The 25,079-nt window shown below is 42.0% G+C and carries 19 protein-coding genes and 6 tRNA genes; 3 read left to right on the top strand and 22 right to left on the bottom strand.

Annotated elements, in window-relative coordinates; all coding sequences use genetic code 11:
* Positions 1–2: 2 nt before the first annotated feature.
* From corC to miaB, 4 genes are all read right to left on the bottom strand, one after another.
* A complete protein-coding gene (corC, locus tag BM135_RS04170) occupies positions 3–881 on the bottom strand; it encodes a CNNM family magnesium/cobalt transport protein CorC (RefSeq protein WP_092518115.1) in 879 nt (292 codons plus the stop codon).
* 72 nt (positions 882–953) lie between these two features.
* Positions 954–1,421, bottom strand: coding sequence for an rRNA maturation RNase YbeY (gene ybeY, locus BM135_RS04165; protein ID WP_092518113.1), 468 nt, complete (start codon positions 1,419–1,421; stop codon positions 954–956).
* Positions 1,418–2,395 carry a PhoH family protein gene (locus BM135_RS04160; RefSeq protein ID WP_092518180.1) on the bottom strand — a complete coding sequence of 326 codons (978 nt, stop codon included), beginning with the start codon at positions 2,393–2,395 and terminating at the stop codon, positions 1,418–1,420. The genes ybeY and BM135_RS04160 overlap by 4 nt, the downstream gene beginning before the upstream one ends.
* 93 nt (positions 2,396–2,488) lie before the next feature.
* Positions 2,489–3,919 carry a tRNA (N6-isopentenyl adenosine(37)-C2)-methylthiotransferase MiaB gene (gene miaB, locus BM135_RS04155; RefSeq protein WP_092518111.1) on the bottom strand — a complete coding sequence of 477 codons (1,431 nt, stop codon included), beginning with the start codon at positions 3,917–3,919 and terminating at the stop codon, positions 2,489–2,491.
* A 205-nt stretch (positions 3,920–4,124) separates the two neighbouring features.
* On the opposite strand from miaB, the gene ubiF reads away from it, so the two are divergent.
* A complete protein-coding gene (ubiF, locus tag BM135_RS04150; RefSeq protein ID WP_092518178.1) occupies positions 4,125–5,312 on the top strand; it encodes a 3-demethoxyubiquinol 3-hydroxylase in 1,188 nt (395 codons plus the stop codon).
* A 276-nt stretch (positions 5,313–5,588) separates the two neighbouring features.
* Here the strand turns inward: ubiF and BM135_RS04145 are convergent.
* The 11 genes from BM135_RS04145 to BM135_RS04095 form a co-directional block, all read right to left on the bottom strand.
* Positions 5,589–5,663: transfer RNA gene (locus tag BM135_RS04145), tRNA-Gln, on the bottom strand.
* A gap of 14 nt (positions 5,664–5,677) precedes the next feature.
* A tRNA-Met gene (locus tag BM135_RS04140) sits at positions 5,678–5,754 on the bottom strand.
* Between the two features lie 44 nt (positions 5,755–5,798).
* Positions 5,799–5,873, bottom strand: a tRNA-Gln gene (locus tag BM135_RS04135).
* Between the two features lie 84 nt (positions 5,874–5,957).
* Positions 5,958–6,032: transfer RNA gene (locus tag BM135_RS04130), tRNA-Gln, on the bottom strand.
* 68 nt (positions 6,033–6,100) lie between these two features.
* Positions 6,101–6,185, bottom strand: a tRNA-Leu gene (locus tag BM135_RS04125).
* A gap of 5 nt (positions 6,186–6,190) precedes the next feature.
* Positions 6,191–6,267 (bottom strand) — tRNA-Met (locus BM135_RS04120).
* A 156-nt stretch (positions 6,268–6,423) separates the two neighbouring features.
* A complete protein-coding gene (gene nagC / locus BM135_RS04115) occupies positions 6,424–7,647 on the bottom strand; it encodes a DNA-binding transcriptional regulator NagC (protein WP_092518109.1) in 1,224 nt (407 codons plus the stop codon).
* Positions 7,648–7,659: 12 nt separating this feature from the next.
* On the bottom strand, positions 7,660–8,817 hold the full coding sequence (gene nagA / locus BM135_RS04110) for an N-acetylglucosamine-6-phosphate deacetylase (protein ID WP_092518107.1): 1,158 nt from the start codon (positions 8,815–8,817) through the stop codon (positions 7,660–7,662).
* A gap of 24 nt (positions 8,818–8,841) precedes the next feature.
* The gene (gene nagB / locus BM135_RS04105) at positions 8,842–9,648 is read right to left on the bottom strand and encodes a glucosamine-6-phosphate deaminase (RefSeq protein ID WP_092518105.1); all 807 of its coding nucleotides are present in this window, start codon (positions 9,646–9,648) and stop codon (positions 8,842–8,844) included.
* A gap of 371 nt (positions 9,649–10,019) precedes the next feature.
* The gene (gene nagE / locus BM135_RS04100; RefSeq protein ID WP_092518103.1) at positions 10,020–11,534 is read right to left on the bottom strand and encodes an N-acetylglucosamine-specific PTS transporter subunit IIBC; all 1,515 of its coding nucleotides are present in this window, start codon (positions 11,532–11,534) and stop codon (positions 10,020–10,022) included.
* A 196-nt stretch (positions 11,535–11,730) separates the two neighbouring features.
* Positions 11,731–13,017: a glycosyltransferase gene (locus BM135_RS04095; RefSeq protein ID WP_175485943.1), complete on the bottom strand. Its 1,287-nt coding sequence runs from the start codon at positions 13,015–13,017 to the stop codon at positions 11,731–11,733.
* Positions 13,018–13,530: 513 nt separating this feature from the next.
* Here BM135_RS04095 and glnS point away from each other — a divergent pair.
* Both glnS and BM135_RS04085 read left to right on the top strand, forming a co-directional pair.
* The gene (gene glnS / locus BM135_RS04090; protein WP_092518083.1) at positions 13,531–15,198 is read left to right on the top strand and encodes a glutamine--tRNA ligase; all 1,668 of its coding nucleotides are present in this window, start codon (positions 13,531–13,533) and stop codon (positions 15,196–15,198) included.
* A gap of 249 nt (positions 15,199–15,447) precedes the next feature.
* Positions 15,448–18,153 carry a beta-N-acetylhexosaminidase gene (locus tag BM135_RS04085; protein ID WP_092518081.1) on the top strand — a complete coding sequence of 902 codons (2,706 nt, stop codon included), beginning with the start codon at positions 15,448–15,450 and terminating at the stop codon, positions 18,151–18,153.
* Between the two features lie 98 nt (positions 18,154–18,251).
* On the opposite strand, the gene fur is transcribed toward BM135_RS04085, so the two are convergent.
* The 7 genes from fur to BM135_RS04050 all read right to left on the bottom strand — a co-directional run bounded on the left by fur (position 18,252) and on the right by BM135_RS04050 (position 25,079).
* Positions 18,252–18,713 carry a ferric iron uptake transcriptional regulator gene (fur, locus tag BM135_RS04080; RefSeq protein WP_092518079.1) on the bottom strand — a complete coding sequence of 154 codons (462 nt, stop codon included), beginning with the start codon at positions 18,711–18,713 and terminating at the stop codon, positions 18,252–18,254.
* A gap of 183 nt (positions 18,714–18,896) precedes the next feature.
* On the bottom strand, positions 18,897–19,430 hold the full coding sequence (gene fldA / locus BM135_RS04075) for a flavodoxin FldA (RefSeq protein WP_092518077.1): 534 nt from the start codon (positions 19,428–19,430) through the stop codon (positions 18,897–18,899).
* A gap of 175 nt (positions 19,431–19,605) precedes the next feature.
* Positions 19,606–19,896: a LexA regulated protein gene (ybfE, locus tag BM135_RS04070; RefSeq protein WP_092518075.1), complete on the bottom strand. Its 291-nt coding sequence runs from the start codon at positions 19,894–19,896 to the stop codon at positions 19,606–19,608.
* 513 nt (positions 19,897–20,409) lie between these two features.
* Positions 20,410–20,595: a hypothetical protein gene (locus BM135_RS04065; protein WP_092518073.1), complete on the bottom strand. Its 186-nt coding sequence runs from the start codon at positions 20,593–20,595 to the stop codon at positions 20,410–20,412.
* Between the two features lie 352 nt (positions 20,596–20,947).
* On the bottom strand, positions 20,948–21,577 hold the full coding sequence (locus tag BM135_RS04060) for a tyrosine-type DNA invertase (protein WP_092518071.1): 630 nt from the start codon (positions 21,575–21,577) through the stop codon (positions 20,948–20,950).
* Positions 21,578–21,721: 144 nt separating this feature from the next.
* Complete coding sequence (locus BM135_RS04055; protein WP_092518176.1) at positions 21,722–22,717, bottom strand: GlxA family transcriptional regulator; 996 nt, start codon at positions 22,715–22,717, stop codon at positions 21,722–21,724.
* A 151-nt stretch (positions 22,718–22,868) separates the two neighbouring features.
* Positions 22,869–25,079 (bottom strand): type I secretion system permease/ATPase, encoded by a 2,211-nt coding sequence (locus BM135_RS04050; RefSeq protein WP_092518069.1) that lies wholly within the window; start codon positions 25,077–25,079, stop codon positions 22,869–22,871.

Below are 25,079 nucleotides of genomic sequence, written 5' to 3'. Positions count from 1 at the left end.
TATTATGGTTTATCAAGGCTAGGAACGTCAGCATTATCAGGTATTTTTACATGCACCTGAATAATTTTACGGCTATCAGACATTGCCACTTTGAAAAGGTAACCATCAATAGTGATGGATTCCCCACGGGAAGGCAGGTGTCCAAATGCCTGCATGACTAGCCCACCAATGGTATCAACCTCTTCATCGCTGAAGTTGGTGCCAAAAATGTCATTGAAATCCTCAATTTGAGTCAATGCCCGCACTGAATAGGAGTGGCGGCTTAAAGCACGAACATCGTTATCGTCATCGTCATCGTATTCGTCCTCGATTTCACCCACAATCAGTTCAAGAATATCCTCAATGGTGACCAACCCTGAAACACCGCCAAATTCGTCGATCACAATCGCCATATGGTAGCGTTGGGAACGGAACTCTTTCAGCAGACGGTCAACACGTTTACTTTCCGGCACTACAACAGCCTGACGAAGTACTTTATCAATGCTGAAAGGCTCTGCATTTGTACTCATAAAAGGTAGCAGATCTTTCGCCATTAATATGCCTTCAATGTGATCTTTGTCTTCGCTGATCACAGGAAAGCGTGAATGGGCCGATTCAATAATAACATCCAGACATTCGTCCAGAGATTGGTTGCGTTTTAAGGTAACGATCTGTGAGCGTGGAATCATAATGTCACGCACTCGTTGATCAGCTATATCCATGACACCTTCGAGCATCTCTCGGGTATCGGGATCGATTAGGTCGTTCTGCTCAGAATCACGGATCAGTTCAACCAAATCATCACGGTTTTTCGGTTCACCGTGAAAAAGCTGATTAAGAAGCGCAAAAAAGCCTTTCTTAGGGCCAAGGCTATCGCTACTTGAAGGATGGTCGTCGCTCATGGCGTTTTAATGAAAATTCCCCATTAATAAAATCGTAGATTGTTATGTTTAACATAAAAATGTTGGCAACGGTTATTCTTTTTCCATTAGGTAGGGATCAGGATAACCCATTTTTTTCAGAATCTCTGTTTCCAAAGACTCCATTTCTTCCGCTTCATCGTCTTCGATATGATCATATCCCAGAAGATGGAGGCTGCCGTGAACCACCATGTGTGCCCAGTGTTCCGCGACAATTTTTTGTTGTTCCTCTGCTTCTTTTTCAACAACTTGACGACAGATAATTAAATCACCGAGTAAGGGTAATTCAACTTCAGGCGGAGCTTCAAATGGAAAGGATAACACATTAGTTGGTTTATCCTTCCCACGATAAGTGAGGTTTAAATCATGGCTTTCTGCTTCATCGACCACGCGAATGGTGACTTCACTTTCTGCCTGAAATTGTGGCAAAACACCTTCCAGACAGCGTTGGAAAAAGGCTTCCTCGGGAAGCCCTTCGGGGTTTTCACATGCAATTTGCAAATCTAATATAACTGAACTCATTTTACTTCCTGTCTGCGTTTCTCATTGAGCATTTTTTTACGTTCTTGCTCTGCGGCTTCCCATGCTTCATAGGCGATAACGACTTTTGCAACTACCGGATGACGAACAACGTCTTCACTATATAGGAAGTTAAAACTTAGCTCATCAACATCAGATAAAACTTCTACCGCATGACTCAGACCAGATTTTTGGCCTCTTGGCAGGTCAATCTGAGTCACGTCACCCGTAATGACCGCTTTGGAATTAAAACCAATGCGGGTCAGGAACATTTTCATCTGTTCGATGGTGGTATTCTGGCTTTCGTCGAGAATAATAAAGGAGTCATTGAGAGTACGTCCACGCATATAAGCCAGTGGAGCCACTTCAATAACGTTTCTTTCGATCAGCTTCTCAACTTTTTCAAAACCCATCATCTCAAACAGGGCATCATAAAGCGGGCGCAGGTAAGGGTCGACTTTCTGGCTTAGGTCACCGGGCAGGAAGCCCAGTTTTTCGCCGGCTTCGACCGCAGGGCGGGTCAGCAGGATCCGGCGGATCTCTTGGCGCTCTAGTGCATCAACCGCAGCAGCAACGGCCAAATAAGTTTTTCCTGTACCTGCAGGCCCAACCCCGAACGTGATATCGTGACCGAGGATATTGGCAATATATTGTGCCTGATTGGGAGTACGGGGCTTTACAACACCCCGCTTGGTTTTGATATTCACTACCTTACCATATTCAGGGATACTTTCTGCTGTTTGTTCCAGTATCCGGCTTTCGGTGATGGCGAGATGAATCTGTTCAGGCTCAAGATCGGGTATCACTCCGCGTACAGGTGTAGTATCGACATAAAGGTGACGTAAAATTCCTGCTGCCGCATTAACACACAGTGGTTTACCTACCAGTTTGAAACGGTTATCGCGGCGGTTGATCTCAATACCCAAACGACGCTCAAGTTGTTTCAGATTGTCATCAAGTGATCCACACAGGATCATCAGACGTTGATTATCTGCGGGTTCCAGAAAGATCTCTTGTGTTGCTACTTGTTGGTTTATTTGTGTCACTGGTTATCTCTATGTTAGGGCCTGTTAAGGCTGATAAAAGCCAACGCCGATTTCATCTTCCTTGCGAGTACGGGCAATGACTGATTCAGGTGATTCATGAATACGCAGATCCATATCATCTTCAGTACGGATGACTTTTCCACGCAGGGAGTTGGCGTATACGTCAACAATTTCGACATCAACAAATTTGCCAATCATGTCAGGCGTTCCCTCAAAGTTAACCACGCGGTTATTTTCAGTACGGCCAGAGAGTTCCATGATATTTTTACGTGATGGACCTTCAACCAAAATACGTTGTGTGCTGCCAAGCATTGCACGACTAAAGCTCATGGCTTGTTGGTTAATACGCTGTTGGAGCAGATACAAACGCTGTTTTTTTTCTTCTTCACTGACGTCATCTGGCAAATCGGCTGCTGGTGTTCCTGGGCGCGCTGAATAGATGAAGCTAAAACTCATGTCGAAGTTAACATCGGCAATCAGTTTCATGGTTTTTTCAAAATCATCTTGTGTTTCACCCGGGAAGCCCACGATGAAGTCAGAGCTGATCAGAATGTCTGGGCGGGCTTTGCGTAAACGGCGAATAATGCCTTTGTATTCCAGCGCAGTATGGGCACGTTTCATCAGGGTAAGAATACGATCAGAACCACTCTGGACTGGCAGATGCAGGAAGCTGACTAATTCAGGTGTATCTTCGTAGACTGCAATAATATCGTCAGTAAACTCAATTGGATGGCTGGTGGTGAAGCGGACCCGGTCAATGCCGTCGATAGCCGCAATCAAACGCAATAGTTCTGCAAATGTACAAATATCTCCATCAAACGTTGCACCACGATAGGCATTAACGTTTTGACCGAGCAGATTAACTTCACGTACACCTTGTGCAGCAAGTTGAGCAATTTCGAATAAAATATCGTCACAAGGGCGGCTGACTTCTTCTCCGCGGGTGTAAGGTACAACGCAGAATGTGCAGTACTTATTGCAGCCTTCCATGATGGAAACGAAGGCTGTTGGGCCTTCTGCACGAGGGGATGGCAGACGGTCGAATTTTTCAATTTCAGGGAAACTGATGTCAACGACTGGGCTGTGGGTGCCTTTTACATGATTAATCATTTCTGGCAGGCGGTGCAGAGTTTGTGGCCCGAAAATAATATCGACAGTAGGTGCGCGCTGGCGAATATAATCCCCTTCCTGAGAAGCAACACAACCACCTACACCAATTATGATTTCAGGGTTTTTATCTTTCAGACCTTTCCAGCGACCAAGTTGATGAAAGACTTTTTCCTGAGCCTTTTCACGGATTGAACAAGTATTCAGGAGTAAGATATCTGCTTCTTCGGCGACATCGGTTAACTGATAACCGTGAGTGGTTTCCAGCAAGTCGGCCATCTTGGATGAATCGTATTCGTTCATCTGACAGCCCCAGGTTTTGATATACAGTTTTTTTATCGTCGACATTTTTTGTGTATCCGGTGTTTCCAGTGGAATGATGCTTCAACACTGAAAAGCGCAATTTATTGCACATAGTGTATTTAGCATAATATTGTTAGCTATTGTAGTCATTTGAGGCACCAGTGACCAGACTGTAACATCGGATATTCACAGCCGGAAAGGGAAAATTCCGGTACACTATTTTAATCAATAAGTTAATAACGTAATGAATATGAATAATTCACAACAAAAATTCGATATCGTTGTCGTTGGAGCGGGTATGATTGGCGCTGCGACAGCATTGGGATTAGCGCAGGAAGGTTGGCAAGTTGCATTATTGGAGCATCAACTTCCTACACCTTACGATGCGAATAGTGAACCCGATGTTCGCATTTCTGCTATCAGCTGCGCTTCGGTAGATTTATTAAAACAATTGGGGGCATGGGAAAACGTACTACGGATGCGTTGTGCCCCTTACCGGAAATTAGAAACATGGGAGCAAAATGATTCTAACGTCATTTTCGACGCTGAAAGCTTGGGAGTGCCAGAGTTAGGGTACATGATAGAAAATCGTGTCTTGCAACTGGCATTGTGGCAGGAGTTTGGGCGTTATTCAAACCTGACCTTGTTTTGTCCTACAGCATTGAAATCTATGCATTGCCAGCATGAGAATAAAAAGTGGCTGGTGGTATTGGCTGATGGCACGGAAATTGATACCCGGCTGATTATTGGTGCAGATGGTGCCCGTTCTCAAGTTCGCCAATTGGTAGGTATTGGCAGCAAAGGGTGGCAATATCGGCAGTCGTGTATGCTGATAACAGTTAAGACTAACCAGTCTCAACAAGATACAACATGGCAACAATTTTTTCCTTCTGGCCCCAGAGCTTTCCTGCCGTTGTTTGATCAATGGGCTTCATTGGTTTGGTACGATTCTCCTGCTCGCATTCGCCAATTGCAATCGATGACAATGACGCAGCTTGAACGAGAAATTTTTCAGGCATTCCCCAATCGTTTGGGTAAAGTTACTCCGATTGCCGCAGGTTCGTTCTCACTGGCTCGTCATCATGCCAGCCGTTATGTGCAAGAAGGATTGGTTCTGTTAGGGGATGCGGCTCATACCATCAATCCACTGGCAGGGCAGGGGGTGAATTTAGGCTATCGGGATGTTGATGTTTTACTCAAGGTATTGACCAATGCTAAAGAGTTATTGGAAGAATGGGATTCTTTGACAGTTCTGATGCGTTATCAGCGTCGCAGGATGCCGGATAATTTGGTGATGCAAGCGGGAATGGATCTTTTCCATACTGCATTCAGTAATGATTTGCCGGGATTGCAGATGGTACGAAATCTGGCATTGATGGCGGCGCAACGTTCAGGAGTGATGAAAAATCTTGCTTTGAAATATGCATTGGGATTGTGATTGATATTTCTTCCTATTGGGTAGGATCAATGCCCTGTTATTTGTGTAGTTTGATTGCATGGTCAACCCTGATTGTTCCATGTAATCAAATTCAGGTGTCCCGATTTGGGATTTATACAAGTAAGGGTATTATTTTCATCCAACTAATGTTGTTTAATTGGAAATGTAGGTAACCGAATGCTTGCTTGGTCATCGTTGGCGTGGTTTTTATGGAGATATTTTGGATATTTCGAAAACAAAAAACCACCTCTTCTGGTGGTATTTAATTGACAAATATGGCTGGGGTACCAGGATTCGAACCTGGGAATGCCGGAATCAGAATCCGGTGCCTTACCGCTTGGCGATACCCCAACTGGATTTTTAAATGGTGGCTACGACGGGAATCGAACCTGTGACCCCAGCATTATGAGTGCTGTGCTCTAACCAGCTGAGCTACGTAGCCATTTACGATAATCGTAATAAGAAGTGTGATAACTTTCAGTGATATGGCTGGGGTACCTGGATTCGAACCAGGGTATGCCAGGATCAAAACCTGGTGCCTTACCGCTTGGCGATACCCCAACTGAGTGTTATCACCGCGACCTTTGTTATCCTGAGAATGCTTAGTTAAATTTATGTCGTTTTAACTTATTTGTTCCAGTTAAATGGCTGGGGTACCTGGATTCGAACCAGGGCATGCCAGGATCAAAACCTGGTGCCTTACCGCTTGGCGATACCCCACCTGAAACAACACACTAAAACTTGAAATTGTCACTAAAACATATTCTAAGTACAACCCGATAAAGAAATGGTGCGGGAGGCGAGACTTGAACTCGCACACCTTGCGGCGCCAGAACCTAAATCTGGTGCGTCTACCAATTTCGCCACTCCCGCAAAGATGGTGGCTACGACGGGAATCGAACCTGTGACCCCAGCATTATGAGTGCTGTGCTCTAACCAGCTGAGCTACGTAGCCATCTTTTTTTCGCTTTGCCTTCATCGGCGGTGCGGGGCGCATTATGCGTATATCAGACAGATGCGTCAACTGCTTTTTTAAATAATTATGCACAAAATCGTTTGTTTGTTCGTCTCGTAATCATTTTGTCGACAAACCCGGCAAAAATAGTTGAAATTATCCTCCAAGAAGATGTTGCAACAGTACACCATTAAGCATTGCCCGTTTCGTTAGTGCGAATGCGCCAATCGCTGAGCAGTGATTTAATTCAGAAACTACAACGGGAAGGTCTTCGCGGAATGCCGGTAGTACTTGGGTATTGATGCTGCTCTTAATGGTAGGCAGCAATACCTGTTCTGCTTCTGTAATTTCCCCTGCAATAACTATTTTCTGAGGATTAAACAAGTTAATTGCTATTGAAATAGCTTTACCAAGATAGTGTCCTACTTGCTTGATGACTTCTGTTGCCAGCGGATCGCCCGCATTGGCTGCAAGGCAAATTGCATGGATATTGCAATTGTTCAAGGCAAGTTGGCTTGGGAAACCTTGACGTAGCTGATGTTGTACTCTGGCTTCTATGGCTGAATTGGAAGAAATGGTCTCCAGACAACCAAAATTACCGCAATGGCAGCGTTCACCCAGAGGATCGATTTGGATGTGACCTATTTCACCCAGATTGCCCCGTTTATTGAGCAGGATATTGTTGCTAACGATGACACCAGCCCCTGTGCCGCGATGGATACGTACCAGAATAGAATCTTCACAATCGCGAGTCGCCCCGAAATAATTTTCAGCTAATGCAAGGCTGCGAATATCATGCCCAATAAAACAGAAGGTATTGAAATGTTCTTTGAGATTCTTAACCAGAGGCCAGTTATCTACCTTAATGTGTGGCATATAGCGGATGACGCCTTGGTCAGGATCAACCAGACCGGGAAGAATGACTGAAATTGCGATCAATTCACGGATTCGACGCTGGTTTTTGGCGATGAAACTTTCAATGGCGTCAATAATCCGTTTCTCGACTTCCTGCTGAGTATTTTCCGGCACGGGATAGTACGATTCCACTAACGTTTTGCCGCTCATATCGAACAGCGCCACAGTTGCATCATGACGCCCGAGCCGGATGCCAATCGTATGGAAATGGCGTGTTTCGGTAATGATGGAGATTGCGCGCCTTCCTCCGGTGGAAGCCTGATGTTCAACCTCTTTTATCAGGCCACGTTCCAACAGCTGACGAGTAATTTTGGTTACACTAGCAGGTGCAAGCTGGCTCTCTTCTGCAATCTGGATACGTGATATTGGCCCATGCTGATCAATTAACCGATAGACCACAGCACTATTTAGCTGTTTGACTAGATCAATATTACCAATTTGCTTCTGTGTGTTCTCATTACTCATCTGTTTGTATACTCACGATAGTTTAACTTTATTCCCGTTAACAATGGTTTTGCAGATTTTGAAATCGTGAGTAAATGCGGTCAGATTCGCTACCTTGCCGGATTCAATCGTGCCGAGGTGTTTATCAACACCGATTGCTCGGGCTGGGTAAAGCGTCACCATTCGCAACGTTTCATCCAAAGCAATACCAACATGCTCTACACTATTTTTGACACAATCAATCATTGTGCTTGATGAGCCGCTCAGTGTTCCATTTTCATCAACACATAAACCGTTTCGATAATATATTGTTTTATTAGCAAAGGTAAATTGCTCTATGGCATCGGGGGAAAGCCCGGCAGGAACAATGGCATCCGTTACCAAGATAAGTTTTTCATTTTTTAATCTCTTGGAGTTACGGACATTTGGCCATGACACATGCATCCCATCACAAATAATGCCGGCATAGACTTCTGAAGAATCATAAATGGCACTGACCAGTCCGGGCTGGCGGCCAGAAATCGGAGGCATGGCATTATATAAGTGGGTAGAGAATGTAATGCCATTTCGGAAGCTATGGCGAGCTTCTTCATAAGTGGCATTGGAATGACCAGCAGAAACAGTAATACCTGCTTCGGCCAACTGTTGAATATATTTGCTTTCTACCATTTCAGGGGCGAGGGTGATCTTGGTTATGACATCAGCATTCAGACACAGATAATTAACCATTTCGGGAGTAGGTTTACGGATATAAGCTGTATTGTGAGTCCCTTTTTTTATTGGATTGATATAAGGCCCTTCCAGATGCAATCCTAATGCCTGATTGGGATTTTTTTTCAGGTAGGTGCGCATCACTTCAATGGCTTTTATCATTAATTCATCGGGGCTGGTGATGAGGGTAGGCAGAAAACTGGTACAACCATAAAGCTGATTGGTTTTCTGCATGGTATGCAGAGTCTCTTCTGAAATATCTTCCAATCGTTCATTAAATTGGACTCCTCCGCAACCATTGACTTGTAGGTCAATAAATCCTGGTGCGAGGTTTGTGCCGTGTAGATCGTGTTTTTCAATTTCTTCCGGCAACTCGCTTATCGGACAAACTTGTTTAATCAAACCATCTGCAATGATGACGGCATGGTTATCGAGCCTGTCATATCCTGTATAAATAATTCCATTGGTTAATGCGTACATTGAGATCTTAACTCCTAAATCAGTTTAGCTGGCAAATTCATTGATGATGCCGGCCTCTAACTGGCGGAAATACTTCACTGTTTTCACTTTCAATTCCATGGTGGCAGGCTCATCACAAACGATGAGTGCTTTTGGATGCATCTGGAGGCAGCTTATTGTCCACATATGGTTGATATTCCCTTCTACCGCTGCTTGCAGAGCTTGTGCTTTATTCATACCGGTTGCCAGAATCATTACTGCTTCAGCATCCATTAAAGTACCTACACCAACGGTTAACGCATATTTGGGAACTTGTTCTACATCATTATTGAAAAAACGGGAATTAGCTGTCCGTGTTTCAATGGTCAGTGTCTTGATTCGTGTGCGTGAAGAAAGAGAAGATGCCGGCTCATTAAAGGCAATATGTCCGTCATTACCGACGCCTCCCATAAATAAATGGATCTTGCCATATGCTTTAATCTTATTTTCATAACGTTGGCATTCAACATCAATATCTTCTGCATTTCCGTTTAATAAGTTGATATTTTCTTTTAGAATATCAATGTGATTAAAGAAATTTTGGTACATAAATGAATGATAGCTTTGAGGATGATCTTCCGGCAGACCGACATATTCATCCATATTAAATGTCACCACATACTTGAAGCTGACTTTTCCAGCTTGGTATAGAGAAATAAGTTCCTTATAGGTTGCCAGTGGTGTGCTACCGGTAGGAAGTCCCAGCAGGAAAGGGCGATCAGTAGTTGGATTGAACTTATTGATTTTGCTGACAATATAGTGAGCAGACCATTGACCGACATCACTTGCGGTAGTTAGGGGGATCAGCCTCATGATTACCTCTTAAAAATAATTCAATAATTTAATTATGTAAGGCTATTCACGTCACGTATATGCTATGCCTGATATCTCAATGTGATACGCGAAAGCAGTAGGGTAAAATTATGCATTATACTTGTCCTGTATGGGGCTTCGTCCCATTTAATACAGGAAGATATTTTTAATATTAAAATAAGATTGGTGTAATGGCTAGTTTTTTAGCTGTATCAGTAGTTTTAATGACTAAAATCAAGGTTTTTTCAAGATGTTTTTTTCTGTTATTAAATAAGTTTTTTGCATTTTTTCTGTTTAAAAATAGATTAGTATGGTTTTTTTGTAATAAAAAGGAACGTAATCACGTTCCTTTTTATCTTGATCGGTATAAATTATTCAGTTTTATCTGCGTAACTTAATTTCAACTGAGCTTTTATTTGTTCAGCGATGTTTTCAGCTTGTGGGCCGAGAATAACTTGAATACTCTGTTTACCTATTTTTAAGACTCCTTTAGCGCCTAATTTCTTCAATTGAGCCTCATTTAATTGGGTATTGTCTTCTACAGTCAAACGGAGCCGAGTGATGCAAGCATCAACTGTACGAATATTGTTAGGCCCGCCGAGGGCACTGATATAATGTGTAATAGCTTCTTTATCTTGAGATGCAGAAGTTGCTTTGTCAGAATTTTCTTCTTCTCTGCCGATCGTATTTAGATTGAAAATGCGAATCATTAAGGTAAAGACAACGAAATAGATAACAAAGAATAGGATAATAAGTGGGATCAATATCCATGGTTTTGTTGCCAATCCCCAGCTTAATCCTAAATCGATAAGACCAGCAGAGAAGCCAAACCCGTGTAAGACACCTAAAGAGTTTGTAATCACCATGCTAACGCCCGCAAGAATTGCATGTAAAACATATAATGCAGGTGCTAAAAACAAGAATGAAAACTCTATCGGTTCAGTAATACCCGTCAGGAATGAAGTTAAGGCGACAGAAAATAACATCCCACCAATTTGAGGACGACGTGATTTTGGTGCAGCCAAATACATGGCTAAAGCCGCGCCAGGTAGACCACCCATAAATATTGGATAGGCCCATGCCATATAGACCCCTGCGTTGGGATCACCAGCAAAGAAGCGATTTAAATCACCACGAGAGAGGTCACTCGCTATTTGAGTAATGTTTGAACCTTCTATTCCGGGTATAGCTACTCCCATAGTGAGAGAGCGTGCTACATCAGGAGCCAAACAGATATTATGTATTGATCCTGCCAGATCGTAAGTAATTTTTATACAATCACCTAAGCTGAACCAGAAAACGGAATGCAGGATATAGTGTAAGCCGAACGGAATCAGGGCACGATTAAGAACACCATAAGTAAACCATCCAGCCATACCACTTTTTGATACCAATAGGCTGAAATTATCAATGCCATGCTGTATATATGGCCAGATATGCCCACAAACCCATGCAAGAAAAAGGCAAATAATTCCGGTTATAATGGGTACTAAACGTTTACCAGCGAAAAATGCTAAAAATTCGGGTAATTGGGTTTCAGAAAAGCGATTATAGCAGTGGCCGGCAACGATCCCCGAAATAATACCTGCAAAAAATGACATATTGATTTTAGGATCAATAACAGCGGTTGCTTTTGTCAGAATGAAAAAACCAACGACACCAGCGAGTGCCGCGGCTCCGCCATTATCTTTCGCCAAGCCGATAGAGATTCCCAGTGCAAATAATAAAGGCAAATTTTCAAAAATTCCTCCACCTGCGCTGGCAATAAAAGCGATATTGAATACATCTGGTTGACCGAGCCGCAGTAGTAACGCGGCGACTGGAAGTGAAGCGATCGGAAGCATGAGTGCTTTTCCCAAACGCTGTAAGTAATTAAATATACCCATGGTGCTCACCTATTGTAGTAAATATTATTGGAGACTTTTCACGATTGATATAACTTATTTTTAATTGAAAAATAAGAAAAAGCCACAGTTAAATAAATAATTGTGATCATTGTAACGATTTTGATCAAATTAAGATTGAGCACATTACTGTACTCATTTACTTGAAATTATTTATACATGTTATTGTAAACGCTATTTAGATAGCGGATAGAAGTGGAATCATGTAACTTTCTGAAATTTCATTATAAATTTTATTGACACTTTCTTCGAAGATATCTTTTGACAGTAACGCTCTGAGTTTTTGTTGTTGTGTATCGGATATAAATAAATTTTTCTCATATATGGAAATTATTTTTTTCGTCAGTGAAACTATGTCATAATTAAACTTATCTTCCGAAGAAAAATAAGTTGAAGCTTCTACTGAGCTTAAATTTGGAACAATTGTATAGATCCCATTTAGTGCTGCCTCTAAAGGCGTAATTCCCAATGTTTCATAACGTGATGTACATACAAAAATAGCTTTTTTCTTTATTTCATTAAAAATTTTAAATAGTTCAGTGTGCGATAGTTTATGCGAGATTAAAAAGTATTTTCTATATTCCACAGGGATCATGAAATTTAGTATATCTCTTCTGTGATCATGTTTTTCTTCATCACCTAAAATTAATGTTTTTGTTGGAATACCTTTCTCTAATAAACTAATTGAGGAATTAATTAACAATTCGATATTTTTAAAATAATCTAATCTGGCAACAGCAGTGAATAACAAGATATCATCTTTATTCGTGTTTATAAAATGAATTACATTAGGATTTAATGAACTGCATTGGTGATTTTCACAAGAAAACATAGGGGGATTAACTTGTTTTATTTTTTCTCGATGAACGCCTTTGCTTACTAGATAATCACCCTGTAGTTTAGAGTGTTGTATAACAAAATATCCTTTATCAATCAAAGTATTAATACCTATGGATTGTTGCTTATAAAGATGAATCGCTTTATCTTTATTTTCAAATGCTTGATAAGCCCCTTCTTGTGAATAATTTCTCTGAAAATCTTCAACAAAAGGTCCATGATGTGTTACGCCACATGGGATGTTTGATGGATGATAGGATAATAGTGTATCTGTTTGATAATAGGCGAAAATATTGTATTTTTGATTGTTATTTATAGAAAGAAATGATAAACCTTTAGCTAAGGCTTCTCTGATATCTTCTGAATTCATTGAAAAATTAAAGAAAATTTTTATATATTTTATTTCATTTATTTCTAATTGTTCGATTTTGGGCGCTAATAGTGATTCATCTCTTTTATATAAGATAAATCCAGCAAAAATCTGTTGTTTAATAAAGTAGTTAGCCATTTTTAATGTGAATGATGTTGCGCCTACCTTAAATCCATCTGTATAGTGATTTGATATGTATTTTTCATTAATGACTATTGCCATAATCATCTTTTTATTGCCTGATGATAGATTCTTCATGTTCATTCTCTATTGATATATAAAATATATTCTAATGTTGATGTGGTAATAATAGAAAAGGCAAAATTTCCAGTTGTGTGGATATGCTGAATGGAATAAAAATCAAGTAGCTGTTCTTCATTTTCTGAATGAAATTAAACCAGGTAATGATCTTTTCTCTTTAATCAACTCCCTACACTATTCATTGTGTGTTTGGGAAGCTGATGTTTTTAATATATACTCGCGCAATCAATGAGATTAAATAATATTATATATAAAGTGTATGTTATCTTTTATATATCTAATGGATTTCAAGATATGTTGTGGCGGCAAGGGAGAGAATCTCCGGGAGCTGATATGGGGCATGTTTTTATTTGATTTCTCCAACTGGATAAGATTAAAGCTGTTTCCCGCTTTTCCGCACTAACTTTACCCATTCCACTATTTCCCACGAACAAAGTATTGTTTCTCGGTTCAGCTTATTGGATTATAGAAGGTTATGTTAAAGCGCTTTTTGCATTGAGGAAAAAAACGATGAGTGAGGCAGATGCCCGCCCGACAAACTTTATTCGTCAGATTATTGACGAAGATCTGGCAACTGGTAAACATACATCCGTACATACCCGTTTCCCACCTGAACCTAACGGTTATCTGCATATCGGCCATGCTAAGTCGATCTGCTTGAATTTCGGCATCGCTCAAGACTATCAGGGACAATGCAACCTACGTTTTGACGACACAAACCCGGTTAAGGAAGATATTGAGTACGTTGAGTCGATTAAAACTGATGTACAGTGGTTGGGCTTCCAGTGGAGTGGAAATATTCGCTACTCTTCTGATTATTTCGATACCCTGTATCAATACGCCATTGAATTAATCAATAAAGGTCTGGCGTATGTAGATGAACTGTGTCCTGAAGAGATCCGTGTATATCGCGGTACCTTAAAAGAACCAGGTAAAAACAGCCCGTATCGTGATCGCAGCGTAGAAGAAAACCTGGCTCTGTTTGAAAAAATGCGTGCCGGTGAACTTGCTGAAGGTAAGGCATGTCTGCGTGCCAAAATTGATATGACTTCCCCGTTCATTGTTATGCGCGATCCGGTAATCTACCGCATCAAATTTGCTGAGCATCACCAGTCAGGCAATAAATGGTGCATCTATCCGATGTACGATTTTACGCACTGCATTTCCGATGCGCTGGAAGGGATCACACATTCCATCTGTACGCTGGAGTTTCAAGATAACCGTCGTTTGTACGATTGGGTATTGGATAACATTACAATTGATTGCCATCCGCGTCAGTACGAGTTTTCTCGCCTGAACCTGGAATATGCGGTGATGTCAAAGCGTAAACTTAACCAGCTGGTGGTAGAAAACATCGTTGATGGTTGGGATGATCCACGTATGCCGACTATTTCGGGGTTACGTCGTCGTGGTTATACCGCGGCTTCTATCCGCGAATTCTGTCGTCGCATTGGGGTGACTAAACAGGATAACAACGTTGAAATAGCGGCGTTGGAATCCTGTATCCGTGATGACTTGAATGAAAATGCCCCGCGCGCTATGGCGGTTCTTGATCCAGTGAAACTGGTAATTGAGAACATACCGGAAGGTGAAGTTATTCTGATAATGCCTAATCATCCGAATAAACCAGAAATGGGCAGCCGTGAAGTGCCATTCAGTCGTGAACTGTATATTGACCGTGCTGATTTCCGTGAAGAAGCAAACCGTCAATATAAGCGTCTGGTTTTGGGCAAAGAAGTACGTCTGCGCAATGCCTATGTGATTAAAGCTGATCGTGTTGAAAAAGACGCGGAAGGCAATATTACTACAATTTATTGCCAGTATGACGAGCAAACCCTGAACAAAGATCCAGCTGATGGCCGCAAAGTTAAGGGGGTCATTCACTGGGTAAGTGCTTCACACGGCGTACCAGCAGAATTTTATCTGTATGACCGTCTGTTCAGTGTGGCAAACCCGGGGGCAGAAGATGACTTTTTGTCGACTATCAATCCTGAGTCGCTGGTGATTCGTAAAGGATTTGTAGAACCAGGGTTGGTAAATGCCTTGTCAGAAAAAACCTATCAGTTTGAGCGTGAAGGTTATTTCTGTGCTGACAGCCGTTTCTCAAGTGCTGAAAGTTTGGTCTTTAACCGAACAGTTGGTCTGCGTGATACTTGGGCAAAAATCTCACAAGAATAACGAGTTCACAAAGATAATGTGACTCCGGTTATTTAACCCATATACTATTAATTCATACATTAAAAAGCGTGATTATTTTCACGCTTTTTTTATGCTTAATAGAATCGTAATGAAAATTAACTCTTATAGCTAAGATTAGAAATTGCCTTATAGTCCTATATTGTGTAGGGTTATTGGCTGGCCAAATCTGTACATTATTTACCCAAAGTTTGCCCATCGAAAAAATAATAAATTTGGACGAGGTAATTTATGAAAATCATTAAATTACGTACCTTGGCAGCACTTATCACGACAGTTGGATTTATAGGCAGTATCCATGCAGAAACGGCATCATTAGTGCCATTGCAGCAATCAATGCCATCACAGCAGATTGTGGATTTATTGAGTCAATTAAAGGTCAATTTCAAAGTCATTGATAATCAGGCTGGTTCACATGGTACAGATTGCGCCATTCTTGGTGCGGATTCGGCTGCCTGTAATCGGGTCAACATTATCTTGAGCAATGGCAATCAGGTGATCAATTCTTCTGATTGGGCACTCTATTTTCACAGTATTCGCCAAATCCTGAAACTGGACAATGATCATTACAAAATCACCCATATCACGGGAGATTTACATAAGCTGGAACCGACGGAGAAATTCAAAGGCATCAAGGCTAATGAAAAGGTCGTGCTGCCGATTATTGGTGAATATTGGCAGATTTTCAGTACCGATTTTATGCCACGTTGGTATGCGACTTCCGGTGATGCTATACCCAAAGTATTGGTGAATACCGATACTGAAAACATCAGTGAATTTTTATCTGATCTGGAAGGTGAGCAGTGGAAACGCACTACAACGGATAACAATATCCTGATGACACCTGAAAACCGTTTTGTCAAAAATCAACAGCTGGCAACAATCCGTGAGGATAAACTACGTGGACAGATTATTCCGACACCGAAAGAACTTTCCATTCATTCTCAGGATGTGAATTTATCCCGTGGAGTGAAATTAGAGTTGGGAGGATTAAGCAGCGAATCTATTAAAGTGATCAGGGAACGTTTCAAAGCCCATGACATTAATTTAACAGATAGCGGTTATCACATAGCAACGCAAATAAACGCAAACCTATTTACTGGATCTTGGCGAGTCAAGGGGGCGTATTCGTTGGAGATTACTACCAAGGGAGCACAAATCGTCGCGTTTGATCAATCTGGCGTATTCTATGGTCTGCAATCACTGTTTTCCTTACTTCCCGCTAATGGCATTCCAAATATTGCTACACTGACGGTAAAAGATGCACCAAGGTTTGAATATCGTGGTGTGTTCCTTGATGTTGGGCGAAATTTTCATAGCAAAGAAGCTGTTTTGCGCCTGCTGGATCAAATGTCCAACTATAAGCTGAACAAATTCCATTTCCATTTGAGCGACGATGAAGGCTGGCGTTTGGAGATACCTGGTTTACCGGAATTGACAGAAATCGGCAGTCAACGTTGTCATGACTTAAGTGAAACTCAATGTTTATTGCCACAATTAGGATCAGGGCCGGATAGCAATAATATGGGAAGTGGCTATTTTAGCCGTCAGGATTACATTGATATTCTGAACTATGCCAAAGCCCGTCAAATAGAAGTTATCCCAGAAATTGATATACCTGCTCATGCTCGTGCCGCAGTTGTGTCGATGGAAGCACGTTATAAGAAGCTTATGGCGCAGGGCAAAGAGCAAGAAGCTAATGAATATCGTTTGCTTGATCCGGCAGATACCTCGAATACAACATCTGTCCAGTTCTATGATCGCCATAGTTATCTTAACCCGTGCATGGATTCCTCAAAACGGTTTATTGATAAAGTTATTAGTGAAGTCGTTGCCATGCATAAAGAAGCCGGACTGCCGTTGAATACATGGCATTTTGGTGGTGATGAGGCGAAAAATATCCGTTTGGGTGCAGGATATCAGGACAAAGATGGGCCGATTGTGCCGGGTAAAGGAATTATCAACCAAAAAATCGAAGACAAGCCGTGGGCCAAATCTCAGGTTTGTCAGAAAATGATAACGCAAGGTGTCATTAAAGATGTTGATGAACTCGCCAGTTATTTTGCCATGGAAGTCAGCAAAATCGTCAATGCCCACGGTATCAGTACTATGCAGGCATGGCAGGATGGTTTGAAACATGCTAAATCGGCAAAAGATTTCGCTACTAAACATGTTGCGGTGAATTTCTGGGATACCCTTTATTGGGGAGGCTATGATTCCGCCAATGATTGGGCGAATAAGGGATATCGAGTCGTTGTTTCCAGCCCTGATTATGTCTATCTGGATATGCCATATGAAGTTAATCCGAAAGAGCGGGGCTACTATTGGGCAACCCGCTTTAATGATGAAGAGAAAATTTTCAGCTTTGCTCCGAATAACATGCCACAAAATGCTGAGACCTCGGTAGATCGTGATGGCAACCGTTTTAACACCCATAGTAATAAACATTGGCCGGGGGCTTATGGGATGTCCGGGCAATCATGGAGTGAAACCGTGCGTACCGATGAGCAGATGGAATATATGATTTATCCACGCTTATTACCGTTGGCGGAACGAGCATGGCACAAAGCGGGCTGGGAGCAGAAATATCAGCAGGGCAGGGAATATAAAGGAGGAGTAACACACTATGTTGACACAGCTCTCCTTCAACATGATTGGGAGCGCTTTGCCAATCTGATTGGGCAGCGTGAGTTGGCTAAGTTAGATAAAGCTAAAATCTCATATCGTCTGCCGGTGCCGGGTGGCAGAATTGTTTCTGGAACACTTGAAGCAAATATCGCATTACCGAGAGTTGTTATCCAATACTCATTGGATAATGGAAAAACATGGCAAGTTTACAATGACAGATTGCGGCCCCATGTCAGCAGTAATGTGAAAATTCGTTCAATCAGTACTGATGGAAAACGTTTTAGCCGTATGGATGAAGTGAAATTTTAACGTTTAAAGCAATCTGCCGATTAGTTCAAACTAATCGGCAGAAGCTTATTCAGACTAATTCAAATACCAGAAGTGGACTAATTACTTTAATCACTTCATTACGCTTGTTTATCATGCTTTTTATCATGAAATGCGCTATCTTTGCGACAATCACCAACAGTACAGTGACCATATAAATAAAGACTGTGGTTTGAGAGCTTAATTCCATAACGGTCAGCGATATTTTTCTGACGCTCCTCAATAAACTCATCACTAAATTCAATGACTTTACCGCAGTCAAGACAAATCAGATGGTCATGGTGATGTTGCTGAGTGAGCTCAAAAACCGATTTACCGCCTTCAAAATTGTGGCGTGTGACAATGCCGGCATCATCGAACTGGTTCAACACGCGATAGACAGTGGCGAGGCCAATCTCTTCACCGATATCAATCAGTTTTTTGTAGAGATCCTCCGCACTGACATGATGGCATTCTGGGTCCTGTAGCACTTCCAGAATTTTTAAGCGTGGAAGTGTTACTTTAAGTCCAGCATTTTTCAATGCTTTATTGTTGTCGGTCATGCGGATTCAGTCCTGTAACTTGGGTTAAGTGAACTTATGATACTTGGGGGTATCGTGAGGGAATCATGATTCTGTTTCACGTTGCTGATTATAGGCATGGATATTCAAAATGAAAACCACACCTATCCCGACATCATGACACATTACGCAAGAATAATCCTGCATGAAAGCGCTTAATTCCCCTTACGCACCCAGAATCTCTGACAGACTCATTTCAGCCTTAATTTGTTGTACCCAGGCTGTAACGCGCTCATCCGTCAATTCTGGTTGACGATCTTCATCAATGGCCAGACCAATAAAGTGGTTATCGTCGGCCATGCCTTTGGAGGCTTCAAAGTGATATCCTTCAGTTGGCCAGTGTCCTACGATAATCGCGCCATGAGGCTCAATAATATCGCGGATAGTTCCCATAGCATCACAGAAGTACTCTGCATAATCTTCCTGATCACCACAGCCGAACAAAGCAACCAGTTTCCCTTCGAAATTAATTTCTTCCAATGTTGGGAAGAAATCATCCCAATCACATTGAGCTTCGCCGTAATACCAAGTTGGGATGCCTAGCAGCAGAATATCGAAGGCTTCAATATCTTCTTTACTGCTTTTGGCAATATCGTGGACTTCAGCAACATCAGCACCGCCCAATTTTTCTTGGATCATTTTGGCGATATTTTCTGTGTTGCCTGTATCGCTGCCGAAGAATATACCTATTATTGCCATAAAATGGGTTCACCTCTTGTTTTATCAGTGTATTAAATCCATACACATCACGCTGAAATCAGCTAGAAAAATGTTGTTTTCAGTAAAATGAAAAGCGTTATTTTGACCAAACATCAATGACAAATCTGTCAGATTTGTGTGGTGATGCCGCTTCATTGCAGTTGAATAAAAGCCGTTAATCGGCAGAGTGATTTTCTTCTGCCAGTTGGGCTAACAGAATTTGTTCAATCAGTTCACTGCGGCTGATGTTGCGCTGTTTTGCCAGATGATTCAGTGCATCGACGGCATCTTCATTGAGCTTGAGTTCCACTCGACGCAGTCCTTTGACTTTATCTCGTCGCAGCTGGTTGCGTTTATTGATCCTGAGCTGTTCATCCCTGGACAGAGGATTTGTTTTCGGTCGCCCTGGCCTGCGTTCATCTGCGAACAAATCCAGTGTGGTGCGATCAGTTTGTTCTTTTGCCATAAATTCAATTGATAATGGGCGTGTACCAACAATATAGCGGGCAATAATACCTTAGCTGGACGCGTGCCGCCACTGGCTAGTCTGGTTTTTCCGGGGGATTGTTAATGAGGTAAGGCAAAGGAAGATTATTTTACCGTTTTACTTGATAGTGGGCGTGTTGGTGCTGGTGGGTCAAGTCTGAGCTAATACACATAATTGCCCCAATTTAACCCTGCGGCTTAAAATCGTTTAATTACGTTTCATTTGCGGTAACCAATAAGAGTGCTTGTATAGTTGTAGTTAAGCCACGTATTTTCTCTTGGATATTTGGTTATGTTGTCATACAAAAACAGCCGATTAGTTACCGGTAGGGTTAACTAAGCGGCTGTGTGGTTTTATTAATAATCAGATAATTGGTTTTTAATTAACACAAATAATTGGCTGATTACTATTAGCATCCTTTTGTGTACCTGTACTGAGGTTTACTATTGTTCTCCAATTTTCAGGTCATAGCCAGATGAAGAATAACTCCATTTAATAGGCCAACCATATAATATCCCGATATCTCCCTGGTGAGGGGACTTCTCTCTGTATATTACCAATATCACTACGCTCAATGGTGTACTTCACCTTGCCCTTATCCGCAACCACGTCTGACACCTCTTTCACTTCATCGATTTGTGGATCTTTGCCTTCACCTTGCAATGTCCCTGATGCCATTGACTCATCCCAGAGCAGTGTTGCTATCCACATGTTGTTATTTACAATTTGTTATTTACAACATGAGTTGACATTTAGTACCAAACTGTCAAGTCATATAAAACAACTCTTCTTAAACCTAGTTTATTGCCTTCTTCCCTTACAAAAATCACTCTAGTTTATTGATTGTTAAACATAAAATTTAATTTACATTTAATTTTCCTGATAACATCCCACCAATTATTTCCTATTGATTTTTCTGTAAATTTCATAACCACTTTTCAACATTCCATTTCGAAAGAGAAATTATCTGAATTAGTCCATCTATGATGGTCATTTTGTCCAACACATAGTTTTTTTTAGATGAATCATCCTAAGTTGACAGTTTGGTACTAATTGTCAATTTTTTGCGTTTTCCTTTTTCATGCCAAATCGTCTCAAACCGACCCGCATTACTCGCGGTGTAGCGTACGGTATGACGAATATTCCGGTGCCCTAAATAGTCCTGAATCAGCCGGGTATCGACACCGTTGTCTGCCAGTGCATAACCACAGGCATGCCTCAGCATGTGCGGATTCGCGCAAATCGACAATCTGGCCTTTTGACTGGTCTGGCGAATGATTTTATAAACCTGCTGGCGTGATATGCGTTGCCCGTTGCGGGAGAGAAATAGCCAGTCGACGGATTCATCTGCGAGTTGTTCGTATTGTCGTGTTTTGGGTAAATAATTTTGCCGTTCCACCAGCCAATGACGGATAAGCTGGACTTCGCGCGGCACTATCGGATGAATGGTGGAAAAGCCATTTTTCAGGCGCTGAACACGCAAGCTGCGGCCGTCCAAATCCACATCAGACAGTTTCAGGTTCAACAGTTCGGATACCCTGAAACCGTGAATAAATCCCATAAACATCATGCAGATATTGCGCTCTGCATGTGCATTTTTACCCAGCTCCCTGAGCAATATTTCTATCTCAGGTTGGGTTAGGTACTTGCGTTTTAACATGATATTCATCTCCAGAAAGCGATGAAGAGCCTGTCCCATAAATGGAAACCTACAAGGATAGGCTTTTGAGGGTAATAAAACGTATCACCTATTAGTGTTGCTGATTATTTACAGAGTGCAAAATTTGTGTACAGAAAAGCTCCGTCAGTGATGATATTTTTGTCGGTACTCTTTTGGCGTCAGTCCATTGCAACGTTTGAATAATTCTCTGAAATAACGAGTATCTTCATAACCCACCTCATGACTGATTTCTTCAATGGATTTCTGGGATTTTTCTAACCAATGTTTTGCCTGTGACAAACGGAGCTGTTGGATATATTGGATCGGTGTTTTTCCTGTGGCGACCTTGAAGCGACGTTTCATTTGGCGTTCACACAGATGAATTTTATTGGCTAAATCGGCAACAGATAAAATTTCAGAAGGGAAAGCGTGCATCCAATCTTGCAGTTTGTGGATCAGAGAATCGGAGTGCTGGCGATAAGGGGCAAAACAGGCGGAATCGAACAAGGTTTGATTATCATTTTCGTCTAACAGAAATTTTGCACATTGTTCTCTGGCATATTGTCCGTATATCAACTCAACGATATTCAACATACTGCTCCCACAGCCATAGGCACTGGAGATACAGAAACGGTGGTTATTGCTGATGATTTTTTTGTCGGTATAGAGAGGGATATGAGGAAAAATTTTTTTGAATTCAGGGGAAAAGTAAGGGTGGATTATAGCGCCGGTGTTTAGTAACCCTGCTTTGGCAAGCATAAATGTGCCTGAGCATATTGAAACGATAGGGATGTGCTTTTCATCCATCGCTCTAAGCCATTCAATGATTGCAGGTGTACAATGCCGTGGTTCCCATTTAGGAAAACCCAGTGAGCCGACCAGAATAATATCGGGTTGCTGCTCGTAATCGAGAGAAGTATAAAGAGAACCGTGGGTGATGGGATCTGAATCCATAAACAGGCTATCTGTATTATTGATTTTTTGACTGGTCATTCCCTGATTGGTCGGAGAGATAATGTTGACATGAGGAATCGGGCCGCCAATGGCGTTGGCGGCGATGGTGAGAATTTCAATCGGCATGGCAACCGACGTTACAGATGTGTGAGAAAAAACCAATGCTGTAATAGAGACTTGTTTCATAGTCATAATCTCTTCCTTAAGAGCATTTTTTCATACTGTGTTAATTTCGTTATGAAATTAATTTTAAGGTGAAACAAGCCTCATGTCTTCAATGAATTTCTTTTTTTGTAGCAATTGAGATAATAATCAATGTAATAATAAATCAAATACATTATTTAGTTTGTTGATGCCAAAGTTGTGCATATAAACCCTCTTGCTGTACCAGAGCATAGTGTGAACCTGATTCAGCGATTTTCCCCAGATCTAAAACAAAAATCTTATCAGCATGACGGATAGTATTCAGTCGATGAGCGATGCTGATCACGGTTCGGTTCTGGCATATTTCGTCCATATTGCTCATGATGGCTGCTTCAGATTCATAATCCAGTGCGGAAGTGGCTTCATCAAGGATCAAAATTTTGGGATCATTCAGCAATGCCCTTGCCAATGCGATGCGCTGTCGTTGTCCGCCGGAAAGGCTGCATCCTTTTTCACCAACCGGATGGGCAAATTTATGTGGAAACGCATTGATGAAGTCAATGGCACCGGCCAAGGTCGCGGCCTTATAGACTTCCTCATCACTGGCATTGGGTTTGCATAGGCGGATATTGTCCGCAATGCTGCCGGAAAACAGAATACTTTCCTGCAAGACGACGCTCATATTACGGCGCAGTGATACAGGATCAGCAATGGCTAAATCCATGCCATCCACCAATACTTGTCCGTGTTGTGGCACATATAGGCGCTGCAACAATCGTGTCAGTGTGCTTTTGCCGGAACCTGATGGCCCCGTAATGCCAATAAATTCCCCGGCCTTAATATCCAGTGACAGATTTGCCAGCACTTCCGGCGTATCGGCATGATAGCGGAAACGTATATTTTTGAACTCAATCTGACCCGCCAGCTCAGGTGCCGATGCCAGCCCCTGTTTACTGTTTTCCATCGGTTCATCAAGAATATCTCCCACCCGACGCAGAGCGATCAGGGTATGCTGAAAGTCTTGCCAGACTTGTGCCAATCGCAGGATGGGTTGGGTAACGTGCCCTGCCAGCATATTAAAAGCAATTAATTCACCGGGAGATAAATCGCCATTAAGAACATTACGGACTCCCCACCAAAGCAGCAGAGCGGCAACCACTTTTTGGATCAGCTCGATCCCTTGTCCCGCTGCCAGCCCACTTTTCTGGGCAGTAAAACGTCGAATTAACTGTTGGCTCAATACTTTTTGCCATTGCTGCAAAAAACGTTTTTCTGTTGCGGTGGTTTTGATGGTTTCAATACCCGTAACAGATTCTGTCAGAAAAGTGGTGGCATTGGCATCGGCTTCATATTCTTTTTCTACTTTGCTTCGAATGATTGGCCCGACAGCAATCCAGAGCAAAAAATAGAGAACCAGCGAGCTGATTACGATCCATGTCAGCAGGGAGGAATAATGGAACATCACCCCCAGAAACAAAATGATGAAAATCAGGTCAAGCAACAGCATCAGAGTAGAGCCGGTCAGAAATTGGCGGATCTGTGCCATTTCCCGGACTCTGGCGATAATTTGCCCTGTTTGCCGTTGCTTGAAATAGGGCAGGGGCAAACCCACCAGATGCCGATACAACCTGCCGGAAAGTTCGGCATTTATTTGACTCGCCATATGCCCGAACACAGTATTGCGCAGGAATCCATACAGGGGTTCCGCCAAGGCCAGAGCCAGCATCGCCATCCCCAGAATATGCAGGCTGGAAATACTCCGCCCAACCAGCACCTTGTCGATGACATTTTCAAATAGCAAAGGGGATGCCAGCGCAAAAAGTTGAAGCACAATAGCAAACAGAAAAATATCCCGTAACTGGTTTTTTTGTCTGAAAATGGAGGGATAAAACCAGCTCAGGCCAAATTTAACTTCCTGCTTGGTCAGGGATTTGTCAGCCACCAGCAGTACGTTATATCCATGAAAATTATATTCGTCAGGATTTGTTTGCTCATCATGTTTAGGTTCATCATGTTTAGATTCATCATATTTAGAAGGAATTAATGCATGTATTTCGTATTTTCCGGTGACAGGATCAAACACCGTAAATGCGTCAGGACGGATTTCTGATAATACCCACCAGCGCTTATCTAATTTAATCAACGCTGGTAAAGGTAGTGTGGCAGCCGTATCGGCTGTCAGGTGTTCAAACTTACTGTGCAGCCCAATGGCGTCCGCTGCTTCACGAAGCTGTGGATCTGTCAGCGCAAGAGAATCCAGCCCCAGAGCATGGTGTAATTGCGCAACAGAAGCCACTTTATGAAACTGTTTCCCTAAATGGGCGATACAATCCAAAGCATAATTACTTATTTCGTTGTCGTGTTTTTCGCTTGTATTACTGGTGAAGGAGAAAATATCAGCCAT

Source organism: Xenorhabdus japonica (genome assembly GCF_900115195.1).
GTDB lineage: Bacteria > Pseudomonadota > Gammaproteobacteria > Enterobacterales > Enterobacteriaceae > Xenorhabdus > Xenorhabdus japonica.
Note: the sequence above shows the minus strand (reverse complement) of the source record. Positions and strands in the feature narration are given on the sequence as shown.